We start from the raw sequence: 17,029 nt of genomic DNA, 5'->3' as shown, positions 1-17,029 counted from the left end.
CTCTGTTCAGTTCGCCCCGCTATCCACCATGCACGCTCAATCCCCCGCACGATGGTTTCTGGAAAGAGCCGCTGAGAGAGCGCGTCTAATCTGGCGGCACTAACCCGCAACACCAGCCCCCGGCGGGCTGCTCCGGGACGGCTTGATCATGTCACACGCGGACGAAATCGGCTCCCTGCCGAACACTGCAACGCCAGCAGCGACGCCGGCGGTCGCCATCCCGCCGGCGTCCCCCGGTCTCGCGGCGCTTCGCCGCCTGGCCATACCGATAGCCGCGATCGTCTTGGTCTGTGGGCTTCTTGTCCTGACGAATGAGCGATGGGCCTCATGGGTGAGCAATCGCGCCACCCAGTCCACCGATGACGCTTATATCCAGTCGGATGTTTCCATGCTGAGCGCACGTGTCAGCGGCAACATCAAGCGTGTGCTGGTCGCGGACTATCAATCCGTGAAGGCCGGCCAGCCGCTGGTCGAAATCGACCCTGCCGACTACATCGCGGCCGTGGATGCCGCGAAGGCGGGGGTAGCCGGCGCGCGCGCCGCCCTCGCCAACCTGAAGAACCAGGAAGCCCTGCAACGGGCGCTCGTCACCAGCGCCGAGGCCCAGCTCGCGTCGGCGCGAGCGGCCGAAACCGAGAGCAGCGAGGAATTCAACCGTCAGCAGGCACTCGTGAAGGGGGGGCTCGCGGGTACGGAACAGCGCCTGCAGCAGGCCACATCGAATCTCGCCCAAGCCACCGCGAGCGTCCAGCAGGCGAATGCCGCCATCACCGCGCAGAAAAGCCAGCTCGACGTCTTCATCGGCCAGGAGGGGAGCCTGCAAGCAGGGCTGGATGCAGCCAAGGCGACACTCGAGAGTGCTCAGCTCAAGCTCGGCTATACGGCCATCGTCGCGCCGTTCGACGGCAATGTGGGCGCGCGGCTCGTGCAGGTGTCCGATTATGTCAATATCGGCACGAACCTGATCGCCACAGTACCGTTGCCCAGCGTCCACGTGATCGCGAGCTTCAAGGAAACGCAGCTCACAAAGGTCGAGCCCGGTCAGCGGGTGGACATCACTGTCGATGCGTTTCCGGGACAGACCATCAAGGGGCATGTCGAGCGCATTTCCCCGGCCAGCGGAGCGGTCTTTGCCCTGCTTCCGCCGGACAACGCGACGGGCAACTTCACGAAGGTCGTGCAGCGCATACCAGTCCGCATCTCGATCGATGACGGCCAGCCCATCAAGGAGAAGTTGCGCGCGGGCATGTCCGTGGAGGCCGAGATCCACACAGATGAGCGCCGGTGACGCGATGACGGTCGCCAGCACCGCAACCGGCACGACCGGGGCTGAGACAAGCCCGCGACCTGCCTTCGCCGTGGCCGCGGTGCTGCTGGGCTCATTCCTTGTGGGCTTTGATACGCGTCTCTTCGCGATGGCTTTGCCCGATCTGCGTGGCGGGTTCGGCCTCAGCTTCGACCAGGGCGCGTGGCTCAACACGATAGCCACGGCACCGCAGATCGTCGTGGCGCCCGCTGTCGCCTGGCTCGCGGCGACCTTTGGAATTCGCCGCGTACTGGTCTTGCCCAGCATTGTCTATGCCGGGTTGTCGGCTTTGATACCCGAGGTTCGCAGCTGGGAATTTCTTCTCGTTCTGCACGCGCTACGCGGATTGCTGCTTGGCGTCTTCATTCCAGCGACCATCATGATCATATTGCGAACCCTGCCCATTCGGTGGTGGGCGCCGGCACTGGCCATCTATGCTTTCCGGCTGGCCTTCTCGCAGAGCGTCGGCGTTGCGATCGTCGGCTTTTACGAGCAATACCTCGGCTGGGAATGGGTCTACTGGCAGGATGTCGTTCTGGCGCCCATGATCGGCTTGCTCGTCATGCTCGGGACAAAACGGGAGACGGTGAACGCCGCTCTATGGGCCGGCGGGGACTGGGGAGGAATGGCGCTGCTCGGGGCGAGCTGGGCGCTGATCTACGTCGCACTGGACCAGGGAAACCGGCTGGACTGGTTTGAATCCGGTCTCGTGCTGTCGCTTCTTCTTGCCGGTGGAGCGCTGCTCATCGGCTTTATTGTCAATGAAGCTGTCGTTCAACAGCCATGGGCGACACACAAAGTCATTTCATCACCCAATATCATCCTCGCCTTCATCAGCATTCTCTGTTTCGACATCGCGAGCATTTCCAACAGCCTGTTGGTTCCCAATTTCCTGAGCAACGTCGTTGGACTGCGGCCCGAGCAGATCGGATTGCCAATCGTCCTCGGGACCGCGGTGCCGCTGACGCTGGTGATGCCGATCGCGGTCGTCATGATTCGCCGCTTCGATATCCGCCTATCCCTCCTGATCGGCTTCGTTGCCTTCGCCATCGCCGGACAGATGGGCACCATGATCACCCGGGAATGGTCACCCTGGACCTTCATTCCCATGCTGATGATCCAGGCCGTCGGACAAGGTTTCACTTTCCTCGCGGCCGTGGTTTATATCCTCGCGAACTCCGATCCCAAGTTCGCGACAGCATCGGCAGCCTATGTGCAGGTCCTGCGGCTGGGCGGCGCGGAAATGGCGATCAGCCTGATGGCGACGTGGCTAAGGCAGCGCGAGCAGCTTCACTCTTATCTTCTTGGGCTCCATGTACCCGCCTCGAGCGCGGCCGTCACAGCGCGGGTCGAGCGCCTCGCGTCGCATTTCGCCGGCGCTGGCGGTTCCGCCGAGCTCAGTCGGGAGCGTGGGGTGGCGGCGCTGGCGGACATCGTAAGCCAGAACGCCAATGTCCTCGCCTATATCGACGGCTTCCGCATCAGCTTCTGGGGGGCGCTCGCCGGGATAGCGGTGGTGGCGATGCTGGGGGCCGCCCCCCATGGTCCCCTGAACCCGAGCGGCCGGCGTGACTGATCAGCGTCACCTGTCATGGCCGCGATCATCCGTTGAGATGCAGCCGCATTGCCGTAGCTTTCGCCCGGCGACCTTTTGCGGGCGCATCGGGCGCCGGTCATGACGAGGCTGGGACCAGTAGTGCTGGCCTATACGAAGGTATGACCGCGCCTCAATCTTTAGATATGCAGTCAAACCAACGTAGAATGGCGGGAATTCCACGACGCGATATTCTACACACATCGACAGCGCGCAGCCATCCGGTGCAACTGCCAGATAGTTATCTGCGCGTGTGGTCTACGCCCGGATATTTTCCGCCAGCCCACCGCTACATCCGAAATCTATGGCCCCAGGAGCTCGCGCCATGTCGCTTCATATATTGCCGCTTCCTGAAGCTCGTTCCACCTATACAGCTGATGATGTATATAGCGCCTCAGAAAAGCTGTCAGAACGTCATCTTTATACATTGGACTTCAAGGATCTCTCGTTTGGAGCGGGCTCTTCACGTTCTCCGGGCGGTGAAAAAGGGATCAGTCTAGCCGCTCTCGGGCTGCAGATCGCCCTTTCAAGGATGAACAACACGTCCGAAGCCGTAACGGTTCACGCCAGTCAGACCTCCGGGCCAGATCCGTTGTCCGGCACCGGCGAGGGCGAAGCCAACGCCGGGACGGCGCGCGTCACCGCCGATCCGGTCGTCAAGCGGATGTCTGGAGCACTTGATACCGTTGGCCGGCGTGACGACGAACTCTCCAGCGTGATGGCGGACGCGTTGCGGCTCGCCATCGTCACACGCGTGCTGAGCCTTCGCGCCGCCGAGCCAGCGCAACGCCCGGCAGATCACGCGCGAAAGCCCCGGCCTGAAAAATCCGGCCTTCAGAAATGGCGCTTCAAGCGGGTCGTCGACTATGTCAGCGCCAATCTGGGCGAACCGATCACGCTGCAGGACATGGCGTCGGTCGCGGGTCTCAGCCGCATGCATTTCGCGGCGCAGTTTCGCATTGCCACCGGCACACGCCCGCATGAATTTCTCCTCCGCCAGAGGGTCGAGCGCGCGCAGGAAATGATGGCATCGAGCGATACTCCACTTGTCGCCATCGCCCTGGATGTCGGCTTTCAGACACAGGCGCATTTCACGAGTGTCTTCAAGAGAATAACCGGCGAGACGCCCCACCGCTGGCGCGGACGGAAAGAGCTCGAGCAGGCGCGGGTGTAGCTTCAGCCCTGGCCGGATAGCGCCGCACCCGTGACGCGCGGCCGCCGGATACTCTCCCGCCACTTCGGAATTCCGTCAGCTTCGCACGACAGCCGACTACTTGAACAGTTTCGGCCTCGCCAAGCATTGCGCAGCGAAACTTCTGTCTATCGTTCACCTCAAGCCAAGAAAAAGCTCGGTTAGCGCTCGACTTGGTTTACTATCGCCACGCGTGCTGCGATCCGGCCAATCAAGGTACCGATTTAACAATAAGAGGAGGCAGTCAATGAGTACCCATCCAATTTCATTCCGCTATCGCCTGGAGCAGGAAGAGCCGCGCCTTGGCCCGGGCGGCATTACCCGCGGCGCGTCCGTGAAGCAGTTTCCCGCCAGCCAGGGCATCGCGGGGGTGTCGATGCGCCTGGAGCCCGGCGGGATGCGCGAGCTCCATTGGCATGCCAATGCCGCTGAATGGGCGTATGTGATCTCGGGGAATTGCCGCACGACCCTTCTCAATCCGGATGGCGGCGCGGAGATCGACACGTTCGGCCCCGGCGATGTCTGGTATTTCCCACGGGGCTGGGGCCATTCGATTCAAGGTATCGGCCCGGACGAGTGCCATTTCATCCTGATCTTCGACAACGGCGATTTTTCCGAGGATCACACCTTCAGCATCACGGATTGGCTGTCGCGGACCCCGCAGGACGTCGTCGCTGCGAGCCTTGGCCTTGCTCCAGCCGATGTGGCCCTCCTGCCGAAGGGAGAAGCCTATTTCGCGAAAGGCCCGACACCCGATGATCGCTCCGCGGACGCGACATGCCGCAAGGAAGCGCAGCTGGTGACCACGCATCGCTATCCCCTGCACGCGCAGCAGCCGAGGCGCGTTCCCGGCGGAGGGACACAGCGAACCGTGACGGTCGACGAGTTCCCCATTTCGAGAACGATGGCAGGCTCGCTCCTCGAGATTCAGCCCGGCGCCATGCGCGAGCTCCACTGGCATCCCAACGCCGATGAGTGGCAATACTATATCGAGGGCCGTGCGGAGATGGCCGTCTTCCTGGCGGAAGGCAACGTCGTCACCGAGCAATTCGAAGCTGGTGATGTCGGATACGCGCCGATGGGTTCAGGCCACTATATCAAGAACACCGGCCAATCGGTCCTGCGTGTCCTCGTCGGCTTCAACAACGGCCATTACCAAGCCAACGATCTCTCCGCATGGCTTTCAACAAATCCGGTGGATGTACTTGCGACCAATCTGGGCCTGCCGCGTGAAAAGGTGGCAAGTCTGCCGCGTCGCCAGGAATTCTTCGTCAAGAGCTCTTCATAAAGTACTCGTCGCGATTGAAGGCCGACCTGATCCCGGGACCGTAAGTCGAAGCCCGGACGAAGACCGGGAACGTGCGCGGGAAATGTGATGGGGATGGTGGAGCATCACCAGTATTCCCATCACATTACTCTTAGAGATGGATCTCGCGGAGGAGTGCGGCTGTCAGAGTCCAAACTCCTCCAGGCCCGACCTTAGTAATGGACGGAGCGGGCATCGATCGGAGAGGCTTTCGGCGGCGCGAACTTGGTCAGATCGATCCCCTCGACGGCCGCCTTGTATTCCTCCGCGCTCGGCGTGCGGCCAAGGATCGCCGACAGCACCACGACCGGCGTCGAGGCCAGAAGCGACTCGCCCTTCTTCTCGGCGGTGTCTTCCACAACGCGCCCCTGGAACAGACGGGTCGAGGTGGCGAGAACCGTGTCGCCCTTCTCCGCCTTCTCCTGATTGCCCATGCAGAGGTTGCAGCCCGGACGCTCTAGATACAGGATGTTCTCGTATTCGGTCCGGTTGCTGGTCTTGGGCTTCAGGTCATCGAATTCGAAGCCCGAATACTTCTGCAGTATTTCCCAGTCGCCCTCGGCCTTCAACTCATCGATGATGTTATAGGTCGGCGCGGCGACGACGAGCGGCGCCTTGAACTCGACCTTGCCCTCGGCCTTCTCGATGTTCTTCAACATCTGGGCGACGATCTTCATGTCGCCCTTGTGCACCATGCACGAACCCACGAAGCCGAGGTCCACCTTCTTGGTGCCACCGTAATAGGACACCGGCCGGATCGTGTCGTGGGTATAGCGGCGGGAGACGTCGGCATTGTTGACGTCCGGGTCGGCGATCATCGGCTCGTCGATGAGATCGAGATCGACGACGACTTCGGCGAAATATTTCGCGTTGGCGTCCGGGGTCAGCGCCGGCTTTTCACCCGAGCGGATTTCGGCGATGCGGCGATCGGCCTTGGCGATCAGGCCCTTCAGCGTGCCGACGGCATTGTCCATGCCCTTGTCGATCATGATCTGCATGCGCGACTTGGCGATTTCCAGGGACTCGATCAGCGTCTCGTCTTCGGAAATACAGATGGAGGCCTTGGCCTTCATTTCTGCGGTCCAGTCGGTGAAGGTGAAGGCCTGGTCAGCCAGCAGGGTGCCGATATGGACTTCGATGATGCGGCCCTGGAAGACGTTGTCGCCGTGCTGCTGGAGCATCTGCGCCTGGGTGGCATGCACCACGTCGCGGAAGTCCATGTACGGCAGCATCCTGCCCTTGAAGGTGACCTTGACGGACTGTGGGATCGGCATGGTGGCTTCGCCGGTGGCAAGCGCCAGCGCCACGGTACCGGAATCCGCACCGAAGGCGACACCCTTCGACATGCGGGTATGACTGTCGCCGCCGATGATGATGTCCCAATCGTCCACGGTGATGTCGTTCAGCACCTTGTGGATCACATCCGTCATCGCGTGATAGACGCCCTTCGGGTCGCGGGCGGTGATGACGCCGAAATTGTTCATGAAGGACATGAGCTTCGGGATGTTCGCCTGCGCCTTCTTGTCCCACACGGATGCGGTGTGACAGCCCGATTGGTAGGCGCCGTCCACCAGCGGCGAGATGACGGTGGCCGCCATCGCCTCCAGCTCCTGCGCGGTCATAAGGCCGGTGGTGTCCTGCGAGCCGACGATGTTCACCTTCACGCGCACGTCCGAGCCGGCGTGCAGGACTTTGCCCGGCGTCACGCCGACGGCGTTGCGGTTGAAGATCTTCTCGACCGCGGTCAGGCCCTGGCCCTCGACGGTGATTTCCTTGTTCGGGGCAAAGACCGCGGTCGGTTCCACACCCAGGGTCTCGGCGGCAAAGGTCTGGAGCTTCTTGCCGAAGACGATGGCATAGGAGCTGCCCGCCTTCATGAACTCCACCTTCTGCGGCGTGAAGGAAGAGGCGATGTCTACCAGCTCCTCGCCGGCCTCGTCGCGCAGCTTCTTGGTCTTGGTGTCGATCTTCAGGACGGTGCCGGTCTCGACCGAGAATTTCTGATCGAGGATCGGATTGCCCTCGTTGTTGAGGATCGGCTTGCCGTCCTCGCCGGTCTTCTTGACCCAGTTCTTCAGGTTGATGCCGATGCCGCCGGTCACATCGACCGTGGTCGCGAAGATCGGCGAGATGCCGTTGGTGCCCGCGACGATGGGGGCGTAATTGACGAAGGGCACATAGGGGCTGGCCTGCTTGCCGGTCCAGAGCGCCACGTTGTTGACGCCGGACATGCGCGACGAGCCCACGCCCATCGTGCCCTTCTCGGCGATCATCATCACGCGCTTGTCCGGGTGCTGCTTCTGCAGCGCCACGATTTCCTGCTGCGCTTCCGGTGTAATCATGCACTGGCCGTGCAGCTGACGGTCGGAGCGCGAATGCGCCTGATTGCCCGGCGACAGGAGGTCGGTCGAGATATCGCCTTCGGCGGCGATGAAGGTCACGACCTTGATCTCGTCCTCCACATCCGGGAGCTTGGTGAAGAATTCCGCCTTGGCATAGCTTTCGAGAATGCCCTTAGCAACCGCGTTGCCCGCCTTATAGGCATCGCGCAGGCGGAACATGTCGGCATCGTACAGGAAGACCTGGGTCTTCAGCACCTCGCCGGCCTCGCCGGCGATCGCGGCGTCATCGCCAAGCGCGATGTCGAGCAGCACTTCGACCGAAGGCCCGCCCTTCATATGCGACAGCAGTTCGAGGGCGAACGCGGGGGTGATCTCCGGGACGATCGCTTCGCCGAGGATGATCTCCTTCAAGAACGCCGCCTTCACCCCAGCCGCGCTGGTCGTCCCAGGCAGCGTATTATAGATGAAGAAATTCAGGGCTTCCGCGCGATGCTCGTTACCGGCATCCCTGATGAGCGCGATGATTTCCGCAGTGAGTCTGCCATCGTCGATCGGCTTGGGGGCGAGCCCTTGAGTCTCTCTGCTTTTGATCTCAGCCAGGTAATCCGAGTAGAGGGTCATCGCAATCTCAACGTCATGGGGTCCATGGGGCTTAAGCGCAGGGCCACCAACCGGTCCTGTTAATCGGTCTTTGGTCTTATGGGCTCCGAGTACGCCAACCAGGGCCGACTGACAAGGTATCTCGTTTGAACAAAAAGAGTCCCATGGATCGAGCGTTGACCGGCTGAAAGCGTAGCGTGCACACTCGTCGCATTGAACTATCGAAATTTTCGATCACACCCTATCGGCTTTTCCGATTTGACCGGTGACGAGACCTTTGTCGTTTCTGTTTTTCACCATGGGCGATCAGCGGCACGACTTGCGAGGAGACCGGCAACCGCGAGACCGTTTCCCCGCAAGGCGGACTGGGAACACGTTCACGTCGCCTCGACGGTGTCGGCGATGTAGCCGCCGGTCTGTCGTTTCCAGAGGCGGGCATAAAGACCGTCGCGCTCAAGCAGCGCCTGTGGTGTGCCTTCCTCGACGATGCGTCCGCGGTCGATGACAATGATGCGATCCATGCTGGCGATGGTCGACAGTCGGTGAGCTATGGCGATAACCGTCTTGCCTTGCATCAGGAGGGCGAGCTTGTCCTGAACCGCCGCCTCGGATTCACTGTCGAGCGCCGAGGTCGCCTCATCCAGAACGAGGATGGGCGCATCCTTGAGCAGCACGCGGGCAATCGCCACCCGCTGACGCTGCCCGCCCGAAAGCTTGACGCCCCGGTCTCCGACGAAGGCGTCGTAGCCGGTGCGCCCTTCCCCATCCTTCAAGGCCGTGATGAATCCGTCGGCTTCGGCGAGCACGGCAGCTTGCCTGATTTCCGACGGTGATGCATCGGGGCGCCCGTAGCGAATATTGTCACCCACGGAGCGATGCAGCAGCGAGACGTCCTGCGTCACGACGCCGATGCTCTCCCTGAGGCTTGCCTGGGTTATGGAGCGGATGTCCTGCCCGTCGATCCTGATCGAGCCATCCTTGAGTTCGAAGAACCGCAACAGCAGGCTGACAAGCGTCGATTTGCCCGCGCCCGAGAGGCCGACCAGTCCGACCCTCTCGCCGGCGCGGACCGTGAGCGAGAGATCTTCGATGACGGCCTGTCCCTCCCGATAAGCGAAATGGACATGTTTGAATTCGACCCGGCCCGCTTCCACCCTGAGCGGTTGGGCATCGGGCGCGTCGATGATGGTGGGTGGGGTCGTCATCACGGGCATGGCGTCGCGGATCGTGCCCACCGCCTGGAAGATCTGCTGCCCCATCTGGAGAAAGGCGCGGGAATTGGCGCTGAGGCGCTGCACGATGGCGATCGATGCGACGAATTGGCCAATCGTGACGAAGCCGGCGGCAAGCCCCCAGAAACCGATCGCGAAATTGGCGATCACAAGCAAAGTGTTGAGCAGAATGACCGTCGTATCCGAAGTCAGATGGATCCGCCTCTCGCGCTGCTGGGTCTCGATGGCGTTCGCCATGAACGTCCGCATCGCGCCCGCTTCGCTGTCTTCCGCCGCGAAGAGCTTCACCATCTGGATATTGCTGTAGACGTCGGTCATCGCGCCGAAGATGAGGCCGCGCGCCCGGGCCGTCCGGCGCGAACGCTCGGAAAAATGGGGCACGGCCACGACGGCGAGGACAACATTGGCGACGATCCAGACGAAAACCGGTAGCGCCAGCGGCCAGCACAGCGCGCCGAGCAGAGCCAGTGAGCCCACGAATTGCACCAAGAAGAGCGGGATCTGGTAGAAGGCCACCACGATCTGCTGCTGCACCGCCGAGGCGACCTGGGAGATGCGCGCCGCGACCTGTCCGGCGAACAGGTCCTGGAAGAAGGCGAGATCCTGACGTTCCACCGCCTTATGGCCCTGCCACTGAATGGCGGCCGGCATGCACACCGCGACGGCCTGCGAGTTCAGCGCGTTTCCGAGGAAGATCAGCAAGGGCAAGACTGGAAAGATCAAGACGCCAAGGAGGACCAGCGTCGGCCACTCCTCTCCCAGGAAAACCCGCGCGCCGCTGGCTGTCACGCCGTCCACGACGAAGGAGATAGTCCAGATGGTTGCGAGATTGATGCCCTCCACGGCGATCATGAGGAGGGCGACGGTGACCAGCACGCCCCGGAACATGGACGCGAAGTGCCCGAGCAGCGAGAGCGGACCGCTGGAGGGCAGCGGCGTCACGGGAATGTCGAGGGGCTGAACGAGCGTCTCGAAGGGACGATAAACGGAATCTGAAAAGGACATGACGTCTCAACAAGGATCGTGAAGGGAACACGCGACAGCGGGAATCGCCCGAACCTTATCAGGCACCTCCCGGCGCTGAACTCCAAGAGCTTGGATTGAGCGAGCTGGGGATCGACGCAAGCTCGCTGCAAAGGGTAGCTGCCAAAATCATGCGTCCGCGTTCGCGGGCAGACTTCTAGTCGAGGCCGGATCCGGCAATGGGCAGATCAAGGCCACGACTGGTCAAGGCCATGACTGGCCAAAAACCGACGAGGATGTGGCCATCGTCGATCAGGCGCGGCTTGGCGGACCAGGCGGCAGGCCAAACTATGGCCGCGCGGCTTATGGAATGGAAGGCCAACAAAATCTGTCTGGCCGAAATTCAGGCTTAGACAATGAGGCTTCTGAGCCTTTGAAAAGACGGCTGCCTGGACAATATTTGCGGGGCGGCAAGTGATGAAACCGAAACGGAAAACGACATCCACGCTATCCCGCCATAACCCTCCTCAATAAAGCTATGACGGAATGGCTAAAGTTAGCCGACCTATCGAAAGATTGGCGGACGTGTCCTCCACCCTCCGAAATTCCGTGGAGGCCTCAAGCTCCGGTTTCGGAATTGGTGGCACCCACAGGCTTTGATTCCGGCGAGTGGCGGTGGCGCAAGAAAATCGAGAGCACAACCAGAAGCGCCGTCGATAGGAACTCGGATTGCCAGTTCTGGAAGGATTCGAACCACAATTGGGAATCCCAGAAATGCTCAAATAGCGAGCTTGCCGGCCCGGCATGGCGGGCCGCCTCCTCATTGGCGGCTATCATACTGAACCACCAGTGGAGAACAAAGGACGCTCCGAAAAGCAATGCCAGCGCCAGGCCCAGCGAGCGCTCATAGATCCAAGCCGCAATCGGCGACCAGCCACGCCGGTCCCAACGATCATTTGGCCTGTCGGGATCGTCTGGATCGCGTGACTCGGCTGATCCGCGCTGAAACAGCATCGCCGTCAAAACGACATAGGCCGCCATCTGCAGAAATTCGCTTTCCCAGTTCTCGAAGAGGGCTGAAAGGAAATTTCCTGATTGGAGATAGCGCATAAGCCCGACCGTAGCCGCGCCATGATCCGCGAGGTCTTTATTATATGCTGCTTGCCCCGCGAAGATCATGCCCGCGACGGAAAGCACGAACATGGCCGTCAGCACAAGCGTCAGTCCATTGTCGCGGAAGAAGATGCGTAACATAGGCGTATCCAGTTACCGCAAAACGTCGATAATTTCGGCGAGTGTCGCTACCTCGACCTGTTCGCTGAACCTTGTGAGATACAATTCCATCAGCGCATCATGGGTTGCATCCGAGGAACTGCAGAGCGCGTCAGCGATAAGAACAATGCGGTACCCATGATCAATCCCTCCCAACGCTGTCGCGAGCACGCACACGTCCGTTTCGCCGCCTGTGAGCACAAGGGTCTCGACATCGCGAAGCAAGGCGGGAAGATGTCCCTCGGTCCAGGGCGAGTAGACGTTCTTGTCGAGGACGCGAGCCGGCGGGACAAAGCGCTCAAGCTCGGGAACGAGCCGCACGGCGTCAGCACCGATGCTCTCGAGCGTCACGTCCGCCCAACGGCGGTAGTAGCGCGCCCAGGTCCCGCGACCTTCGCCAGACTTTCGCGCAGGGATGAAGCGCGTGAAGATGGTGCGATCGGCGTACCGGTCGCACAGGGTCTCAATGCGAGGAAGGACGCGGTCCATCCACGGTACCGCCCACGGAAAACCGGGCCCAAAGATGCGTTGCATGTCGACGCACAGATGCACCCAGTTATCACCGAGAGGGCCGTGGATGAGACCTTGGCCGGCCATAGCGCGTTGCGCCCTCAGGCGGCCTTGGCATTCACAGCTTGCTCGGCAAGCTGGGTGAGGAGCTTGTCGGTCTTGATCTCTTCCTGGAGTGTCTGATCCAGAAGCTTGGCCGCGTCCTTCATGCCGAGCTGGGTCGCCCAAGTCTTGAGCGTGCCATAGCGCGCGATTTCGTAATGTTCGACCGCCTGCGCGGAAGCCGTGAGGCCAGCATCCAAGGCTGGCGAACCGGAGAACTCCTCCATAACCTCCTTGCCCTCCTCGACAATGCCGAGAATGGCATCACATGTTTTGCCACGGGCGGGCTTATCGAGCATCTCGAAAATCTGCTGCAACCTCTCGACATGCGTATCGGTTTCCTCCCGATGAGCAAGAAACGCCTGCTTCAGTTGTTCAGAATCCGCGTTGCGTGCCATCTTGGGCAGAGCCTTTAAGATCTGCTTCTCGGCATAAAGAATGTCTTTCAGAGTCTCGTGGAAAAGCGTTTCGAGATTCTGCTCTTTGGCCATCGGACGTCTCCTAATGCTGGAATGCTTTTTAAACCAGCGGCACAGGCCGATGTTCCCCCCGATCAAGAGCTGGCCCCTCAGGGTGGTTCGTCGTCGCGATCCTGCGGGCGAGACTTGCTTGGGACGGATCACGTTCGCATGCTCGGGAGCGAGCCGGCGCTCCGATTGGTACGGTTGCGCTCGGTTGTCCGGAAGACCTCACTCGCTTGGAACTCCGACATCCGCTGCTGGTTGGGGTAGACCCCACAACACGCGGAGCAGAAACGATGGCTACAGCCGAAGAACGCCTCATGGAGTGGTTGCGCGACGCGCATGCTATGGAGCAACAAGCCGAGACGATGCTGAGCGGACTTGCCAGCCGTATTGAAAACTACCCCGAGGTCAAAGCCCGGATCGATGCCCATCTGGAAGAGACCCGGATCCAGGCTCAGCTCCTGAATGAATGCATCGAGCGCCGTGGGGGCGACACGTCGTCTCTCAAGGACCTGGCCGCCAAATTCGTGGCCATGGGACAAGGCCTGAGCGGGGTCTTCGTGGGTGACGAGATCATCAAGGGCGCGATGGCGAGCTATACGTTCGAGCACATGGAAATCGCCGCCTATGAAGTCCTTATCGCCGCGGCGGAGGCGGTGGGTGACAGTCGCACAGCTGAAGTCTGCACACGCATCCTGCAGGAGGAGGAAGCGATGGCGGAGTGGGCCCGCAACAACTTCAACCACCTCACTCTGACCTACCTGCGGCGGGAAGAATCCCCCGGCATCGTGGCCAAGCATTGAGGGCAACCATGATTCATTGTTCCCACACATTGAGCCTGGCTGACGCAAAAGCTGCGCCGAAGGTCGGGCGCTCATAACCCTGCGCAGCAATCCAGCAACCCCCATCGCCACAAGGTGATGCAGCCCTGCGAGAGGTATTGAGCCTCGCGATCATTGAAAGGGGAGGCCAGATGAAGACGTCCGCCCAATTGAAGGAAGGAATCGACAGAGGGCACGCCAAGGACAAGGTCGACTTCCCCGATCCGGCAGCGGCGCCGCTTGGCACCGACGATGAGGCAGCCGGTACACCACCTACAGAGGCGGAGCTGAAGCTGGCGGGGGAAGCCGAGTTCACACGCCCGGGCGACCGTTCGCCGCACGACACGCGGGAGCGGATACGAGGTCCATCTGGAACCAGCAATATAGAGCGGGGCTGGAGCGTTGCTGCGGAAATTTCCATCGTAGTCATCTCAGTATTCGCCGTCGCCGCCCTGTTGATATATGCTCTCTCTTAGCTTGCTCTTATCATTCACATTATTAACACAATAAAAAATAGGAACATCTCGTATCGACTGCTGTTTTTATTATGTCGAATGCGACAGGATGGAGAAAGATTATGGCAAATCAGACATCGAACCGCGGATTTGGCGCTATGGACGAGGACAAGCAGCGCGAAATCGCGGCCAAGGGCGGTCACGCCTCTGGTGGTAATTTCAAGAACGATCCAGAGCGTGCGTCTGAAGCCGGTAAGAAAGGCGGCCAGCAATCTGGCGGCAATTTCGCTAAGGACCCTGAGAAGGCGTCCGAGGCCGGCAGAAAAGGTGGACAGCGCTGATCATCCGCTACATTTCGCACTGAGGGGCCGTCCTTTGGACGGCCCTTTTTTTGTCCCATGAATTCTTATGCCGCCACGCGGGGCGCCGTCCAGGTTCCGGCAGCAACGGCGCATGCGGCATTTCCATCATGGCCATCTAAGAGGGGATTGCTACCGATCGCAGCCGTCTCCTCCGTCATGGAGGGGGGCGGAGGGGGGCAAGGAAGTGCTTGGGCAGCGCCGCCGAGAGGATCATATTCGGCAAGCACGAAACGCAAGATCCTGCGCTCCAATCAATGCGCCGGAGCGACGCGGAAAGACCCCACGGAATTCCTCGGCGGAGCGACCCTCAATCGCGGCTTGCCGAGCCAGAGACTGGGTGACAGCGAGCCGGTCTTATCCCGCCCGCGGGAAACATATCGCCGGGAACGAATAGCCAAGTCGTCGACTTTTTCACAGTAGCAGAAGGAAATGAGCGATGGACAAGACACCAAGAGTGGATATCTCGCGATCGCGAGAGCCGCACTATCTCGTTGCTGAATGGTCCGAAGAACACGCCGCCGAGAAGGGAGTGGCCGCGGGGTGGTGGGTTACCGATCACGCGGAAACGCCGATACACGGCCCCTATCCAAGCCGCGAGGCCGGGTTGGTTGCAATGGCCAAGTTTGGCGAGGCTCCCTCGGGTGGCTGAGACTGCATTGCGGGTTGACGCGGGAACTGGCCGAGTGAGGGCCCGTGCCCAAATGCTTATCATGCCAAAAGCCCCATCCTCATCATTGGTGCCGCGGCCTCATCGGCTCGCATATCGCCGCAGCGCTCGCGGCAACTGGAGAGACCGGTGTCCAGCGCCTCATCCATTTTTCCGCGATAGAGGTTGATCGTCAGGCACCCACAGAGTTCTCACGCAGCAAGGGCGCCGGCGATGATGCGGTTAAGGCTGGCGCGATCGATTGGGTCATTCCCAAGGTGGCGATGGCTTCATAGAGCGCGTCGACCCCCTCGAGCCGGGCGAGGGCAGCCTCGACCGCCACTACGGGGGCGCCAAGCCCGCGCAATTCCTGCGCGGCCACTTTTATGCGCGACTCGTTGGCCGCGATGACTAAATCATAGCCGCGCGCGGCGGCAATGCGGGCAAGCGCAAAGCCTATTCCGGTAGACGCGCCCGTGACCACCAAGCGGGCGACTGCCATCTGACATTTAGCTCTCTCCTCAGGGCTTGAGCACGACCTTGATGCAGCCGTCACGCTTGTCGCGGAAGGTCTTGTAGAGCTCCGGGCCTTCTTCCAGCGAGGCGTGATGCGTGATGACGAAGGACGGATCGATCTCCCCCTTCTCGATACGCTCGAGCAGCACAGGCAGATAATGTTGTACGGGTGTTTGGGCCATCCGGAATTTCAGGCCGCGATTGATGGCCGAACCCATGGGCACGTTGTCGAGAAAGCCGCCATAGACGCCGACAACGGACACTGTGCCGAAGTTGCGACAGCAATGAATCGCCTGGCGAAGGACATGGGGGCGGTCTGTTCCCATGAACAGTGCGGTCTTCACTCTGTCCAGCATCGAATCCACGCTGGCCATCGCTTCCGCTTCCGTCCCGACGGCGTCGATACATGCGTCCGCGCCGCGGCCATGGGTCAGTTCCATGATGCGGTCGTAGATGTCTTCGTCCATGAAATCGAGCGTAAGTGCACCGCCGGCGCGGGCGAGCGCGAGGCGCTCCGGCACCGTGTCTATCGCAATCACCCGTTCGGCACCGAGCAGGAAGGCCGAGCGGATAGCCATCTGTCCGACAGGGCCACAGCCCCAGATGGCTATCGTATCGCCGGGCTGAATATCGCAAAATTCGGCCGCCATGTAGCCGGTCGGGAAGATGTCGGAGAGGAACAGCGCCTGATCGTCAGTGAGGGTGTCGGGCACCTTGATCGGGCCGACATCAGCATAGGGCACGCGCAGATATTCGGCCTGCCCTCCGGCATATCCCCCCAGAAGATGCGAATAGCCGAACAGGCCCGCGGGCGAATTGCCCCAGAGCTTCGCCGCCTTCTCCCGGTCGGGATTGGTGCGCTCACAGCCTGAAAAATAGCCGCGCTTGCAGAAGAAGCATTCGCCACAGGAAATAGTGAAGGGCACCACCACGCGGTCACCCACCTTCAATTTGCTGTTGCGCGCCCCCACCTCGACGACTTCGCCCATAGTCTCATGGCCGACGACGTCGCCCGCCTGCATCCCCGGGATGACGCCGTCGTACATGTGCAGGTCGGATCCACAAATGGCACAGGACGTGACGCGAATAATGGCGTCTCGGCCATCCTCGATCTGCGGGTCTGGCACGCTCTCGCAGCGGATGTCGCCCTTGCCGTGCCAAGTCAGCGCTTTCATCGGCGATCCTCAATTAAGATTTTGAAGTGGGTCACCCTTAGTGAATGCGCGGCGGGAATGCATGTTCCAGAGCAAATCGTATGAAGAGATGCTTCGTTCACAAGCGGCGTTGCAGCGATCAGCGAAAGCTTTGACTAAACTTCGGTGAGACTATGATCATGTGAGCGTTTG

General features: G+C 61.0%; 15 protein-coding genes. 8 read left to right on the top strand and 7 right to left on the bottom strand.

The features are described from left to right. Positions 1-148: 148 nt before the first annotated feature. The 4 genes from KIO74_RS16480 to KIO74_RS16465 all read left to right on the top strand — a co-directional run bounded on the left by KIO74_RS16480 (position 149) and on the right by KIO74_RS16465 (position 5,380). Positions 149-1,288: an HlyD family secretion protein gene (locus KIO74_RS16480; RefSeq protein WP_213332887.1), complete on the top strand. Its 1,140-nt coding sequence runs from the start codon at positions 149-151 to the stop codon at positions 1,286-1,288. Continuing rightward, on the top strand, positions 1,275-2,882 hold the full coding sequence (locus KIO74_RS16475) for an MFS transporter (protein WP_249731023.1): 1,608 nt from the start codon (positions 1,275-1,277) through the stop codon (positions 2,880-2,882). The genes KIO74_RS16480 and KIO74_RS16475 overlap by 14 nt, the downstream gene beginning before the upstream one ends. 550 nt (positions 2,883-3,432) lie before the next feature. Continuing rightward, entirely contained in the window at positions 3,433-4,074 is a 642-nt protein-coding gene (locus KIO74_RS16470; protein ID WP_213332886.1) for a helix-turn-helix domain-containing protein, read from the top strand. Positions 4,075-4,339: 265 nt separating this feature from the next. Continuing rightward, positions 4,340-5,380 carry a cupin domain-containing protein gene (locus KIO74_RS16465; protein WP_213332885.1) on the top strand — a complete coding sequence of 347 codons (1,041 nt, stop codon included), beginning with the start codon at positions 4,340-4,342 and terminating at the stop codon, positions 5,378-5,380. A 191-nt stretch (positions 5,381-5,571) separates the two neighbouring features. Here the strand turns inward: KIO74_RS16465 and KIO74_RS16460 are convergent, their stop codons facing one another. The 5 genes from KIO74_RS16460 to KIO74_RS16440 all read right to left on the bottom strand — a co-directional run bounded on the left by KIO74_RS16460 (position 5,572) and on the right by KIO74_RS16440 (position 12,910). Further along, on the bottom strand, positions 5,572-8,361 hold the full coding sequence (locus tag KIO74_RS16460) for a bifunctional aconitate hydratase 2/2-methylisocitrate dehydratase (RefSeq protein WP_213332884.1): 2,790 nt from the start codon (positions 8,359-8,361) through the stop codon (positions 5,572-5,574). 356 nt (positions 8,362-8,717) lie between these two features. After that, positions 8,718-10,577, bottom strand: coding sequence for an ABC transporter ATP-binding protein (locus KIO74_RS16455; protein WP_213332883.1), 1,860 nt, complete (start codon positions 10,575-10,577; stop codon positions 8,718-8,720). 576 nt (positions 10,578-11,153) lie between these two features. Beyond that, a complete protein-coding gene (locus tag KIO74_RS16450; protein ID WP_213332882.1) occupies positions 11,154-11,789 on the bottom strand; it encodes a DUF6766 family protein in 636 nt (211 codons plus the stop codon). 12 nt (positions 11,790-11,801) lie between these two features. Next, positions 11,802-12,404: a cysteine hydrolase family protein gene (locus tag KIO74_RS16445; protein WP_213332881.1), complete on the bottom strand. Its 603-nt coding sequence runs from the start codon at positions 12,402-12,404 to the stop codon at positions 11,802-11,804. A 14-nt stretch (positions 12,405-12,418) separates the two neighbouring features. Further along, complete coding sequence (locus KIO74_RS16440) at positions 12,419-12,910, bottom strand: YciE/YciF ferroxidase family protein (protein ID WP_213335578.1); 492 nt, start codon at positions 12,908-12,910, stop codon at positions 12,419-12,421. Between the two features lie 266 nt (positions 12,911-13,176). On the opposite strand from KIO74_RS16440, the gene KIO74_RS16435 reads away from it, so the two are divergent. The 4 genes from KIO74_RS16435 to KIO74_RS16420 all read left to right on the top strand — a co-directional run bounded on the left by KIO74_RS16435 (position 13,177) and on the right by KIO74_RS16420 (position 15,170). Further along, positions 13,177-13,686 (top strand): ferritin-like domain-containing protein, encoded by a 510-nt coding sequence (locus tag KIO74_RS16435; RefSeq protein WP_213332880.1) that lies wholly within the window; start codon positions 13,177-13,179, stop codon positions 13,684-13,686. A gap of 170 nt (positions 13,687-13,856) precedes the next feature. After that, the gene (locus KIO74_RS16430; protein WP_213332879.1) at positions 13,857-14,180 is read left to right on the top strand and encodes a hypothetical protein; all 324 of its coding nucleotides are present in this window, start codon (positions 13,857-13,859) and stop codon (positions 14,178-14,180) included. A gap of 71 nt (positions 14,181-14,251) precedes the next feature. Next, positions 14,252-14,500 (top strand): con-10 family general stress protein, encoded by a 249-nt coding sequence (locus tag KIO74_RS32490; RefSeq protein WP_349629203.1) that lies wholly within the window; start codon positions 14,252-14,254, stop codon positions 14,498-14,500. A gap of 457 nt (positions 14,501-14,957) precedes the next feature. After that, positions 14,958-15,170 (top strand): hypothetical protein, encoded by a 213-nt coding sequence (locus KIO74_RS16420; protein ID WP_213332877.1) that lies wholly within the window; start codon positions 14,958-14,960, stop codon positions 15,168-15,170. A 190-nt stretch (positions 15,171-15,360) separates the two neighbouring features. Here KIO74_RS16420 and KIO74_RS16415 read toward each other — a convergent pair whose 3' ends face one another. Together KIO74_RS16415 and KIO74_RS16410 are read right to left on the bottom strand one after the other, a co-directional pair. Then, on the bottom strand, positions 15,361-15,669 hold the full coding sequence (locus KIO74_RS16415) for an SDR family NAD(P)-dependent oxidoreductase (protein WP_213332876.1): 309 nt from the start codon (positions 15,667-15,669) through the stop codon (positions 15,361-15,363). 19 nt (positions 15,670-15,688) lie between these two features. Beyond that, a complete protein-coding gene (locus KIO74_RS16410) occupies positions 15,689-16,858 on the bottom strand; it encodes a zinc-dependent alcohol dehydrogenase (RefSeq protein ID WP_213332875.1) in 1,170 nt (389 codons plus the stop codon). Between the last annotated feature and the right edge of the window lie 171 nt (positions 16,859-17,029).

Source organism: Chelatococcus sp. HY11, assembly GCF_018398335.1.
In the GTDB taxonomy this organism is placed as follows: Bacteria; Pseudomonadota; Alphaproteobacteria; order Rhizobiales; family Beijerinckiaceae; genus Chelatococcus.
Note: the sequence above shows the minus strand (reverse complement) of the source record. Positions and strands in the feature narration are given on the sequence as shown.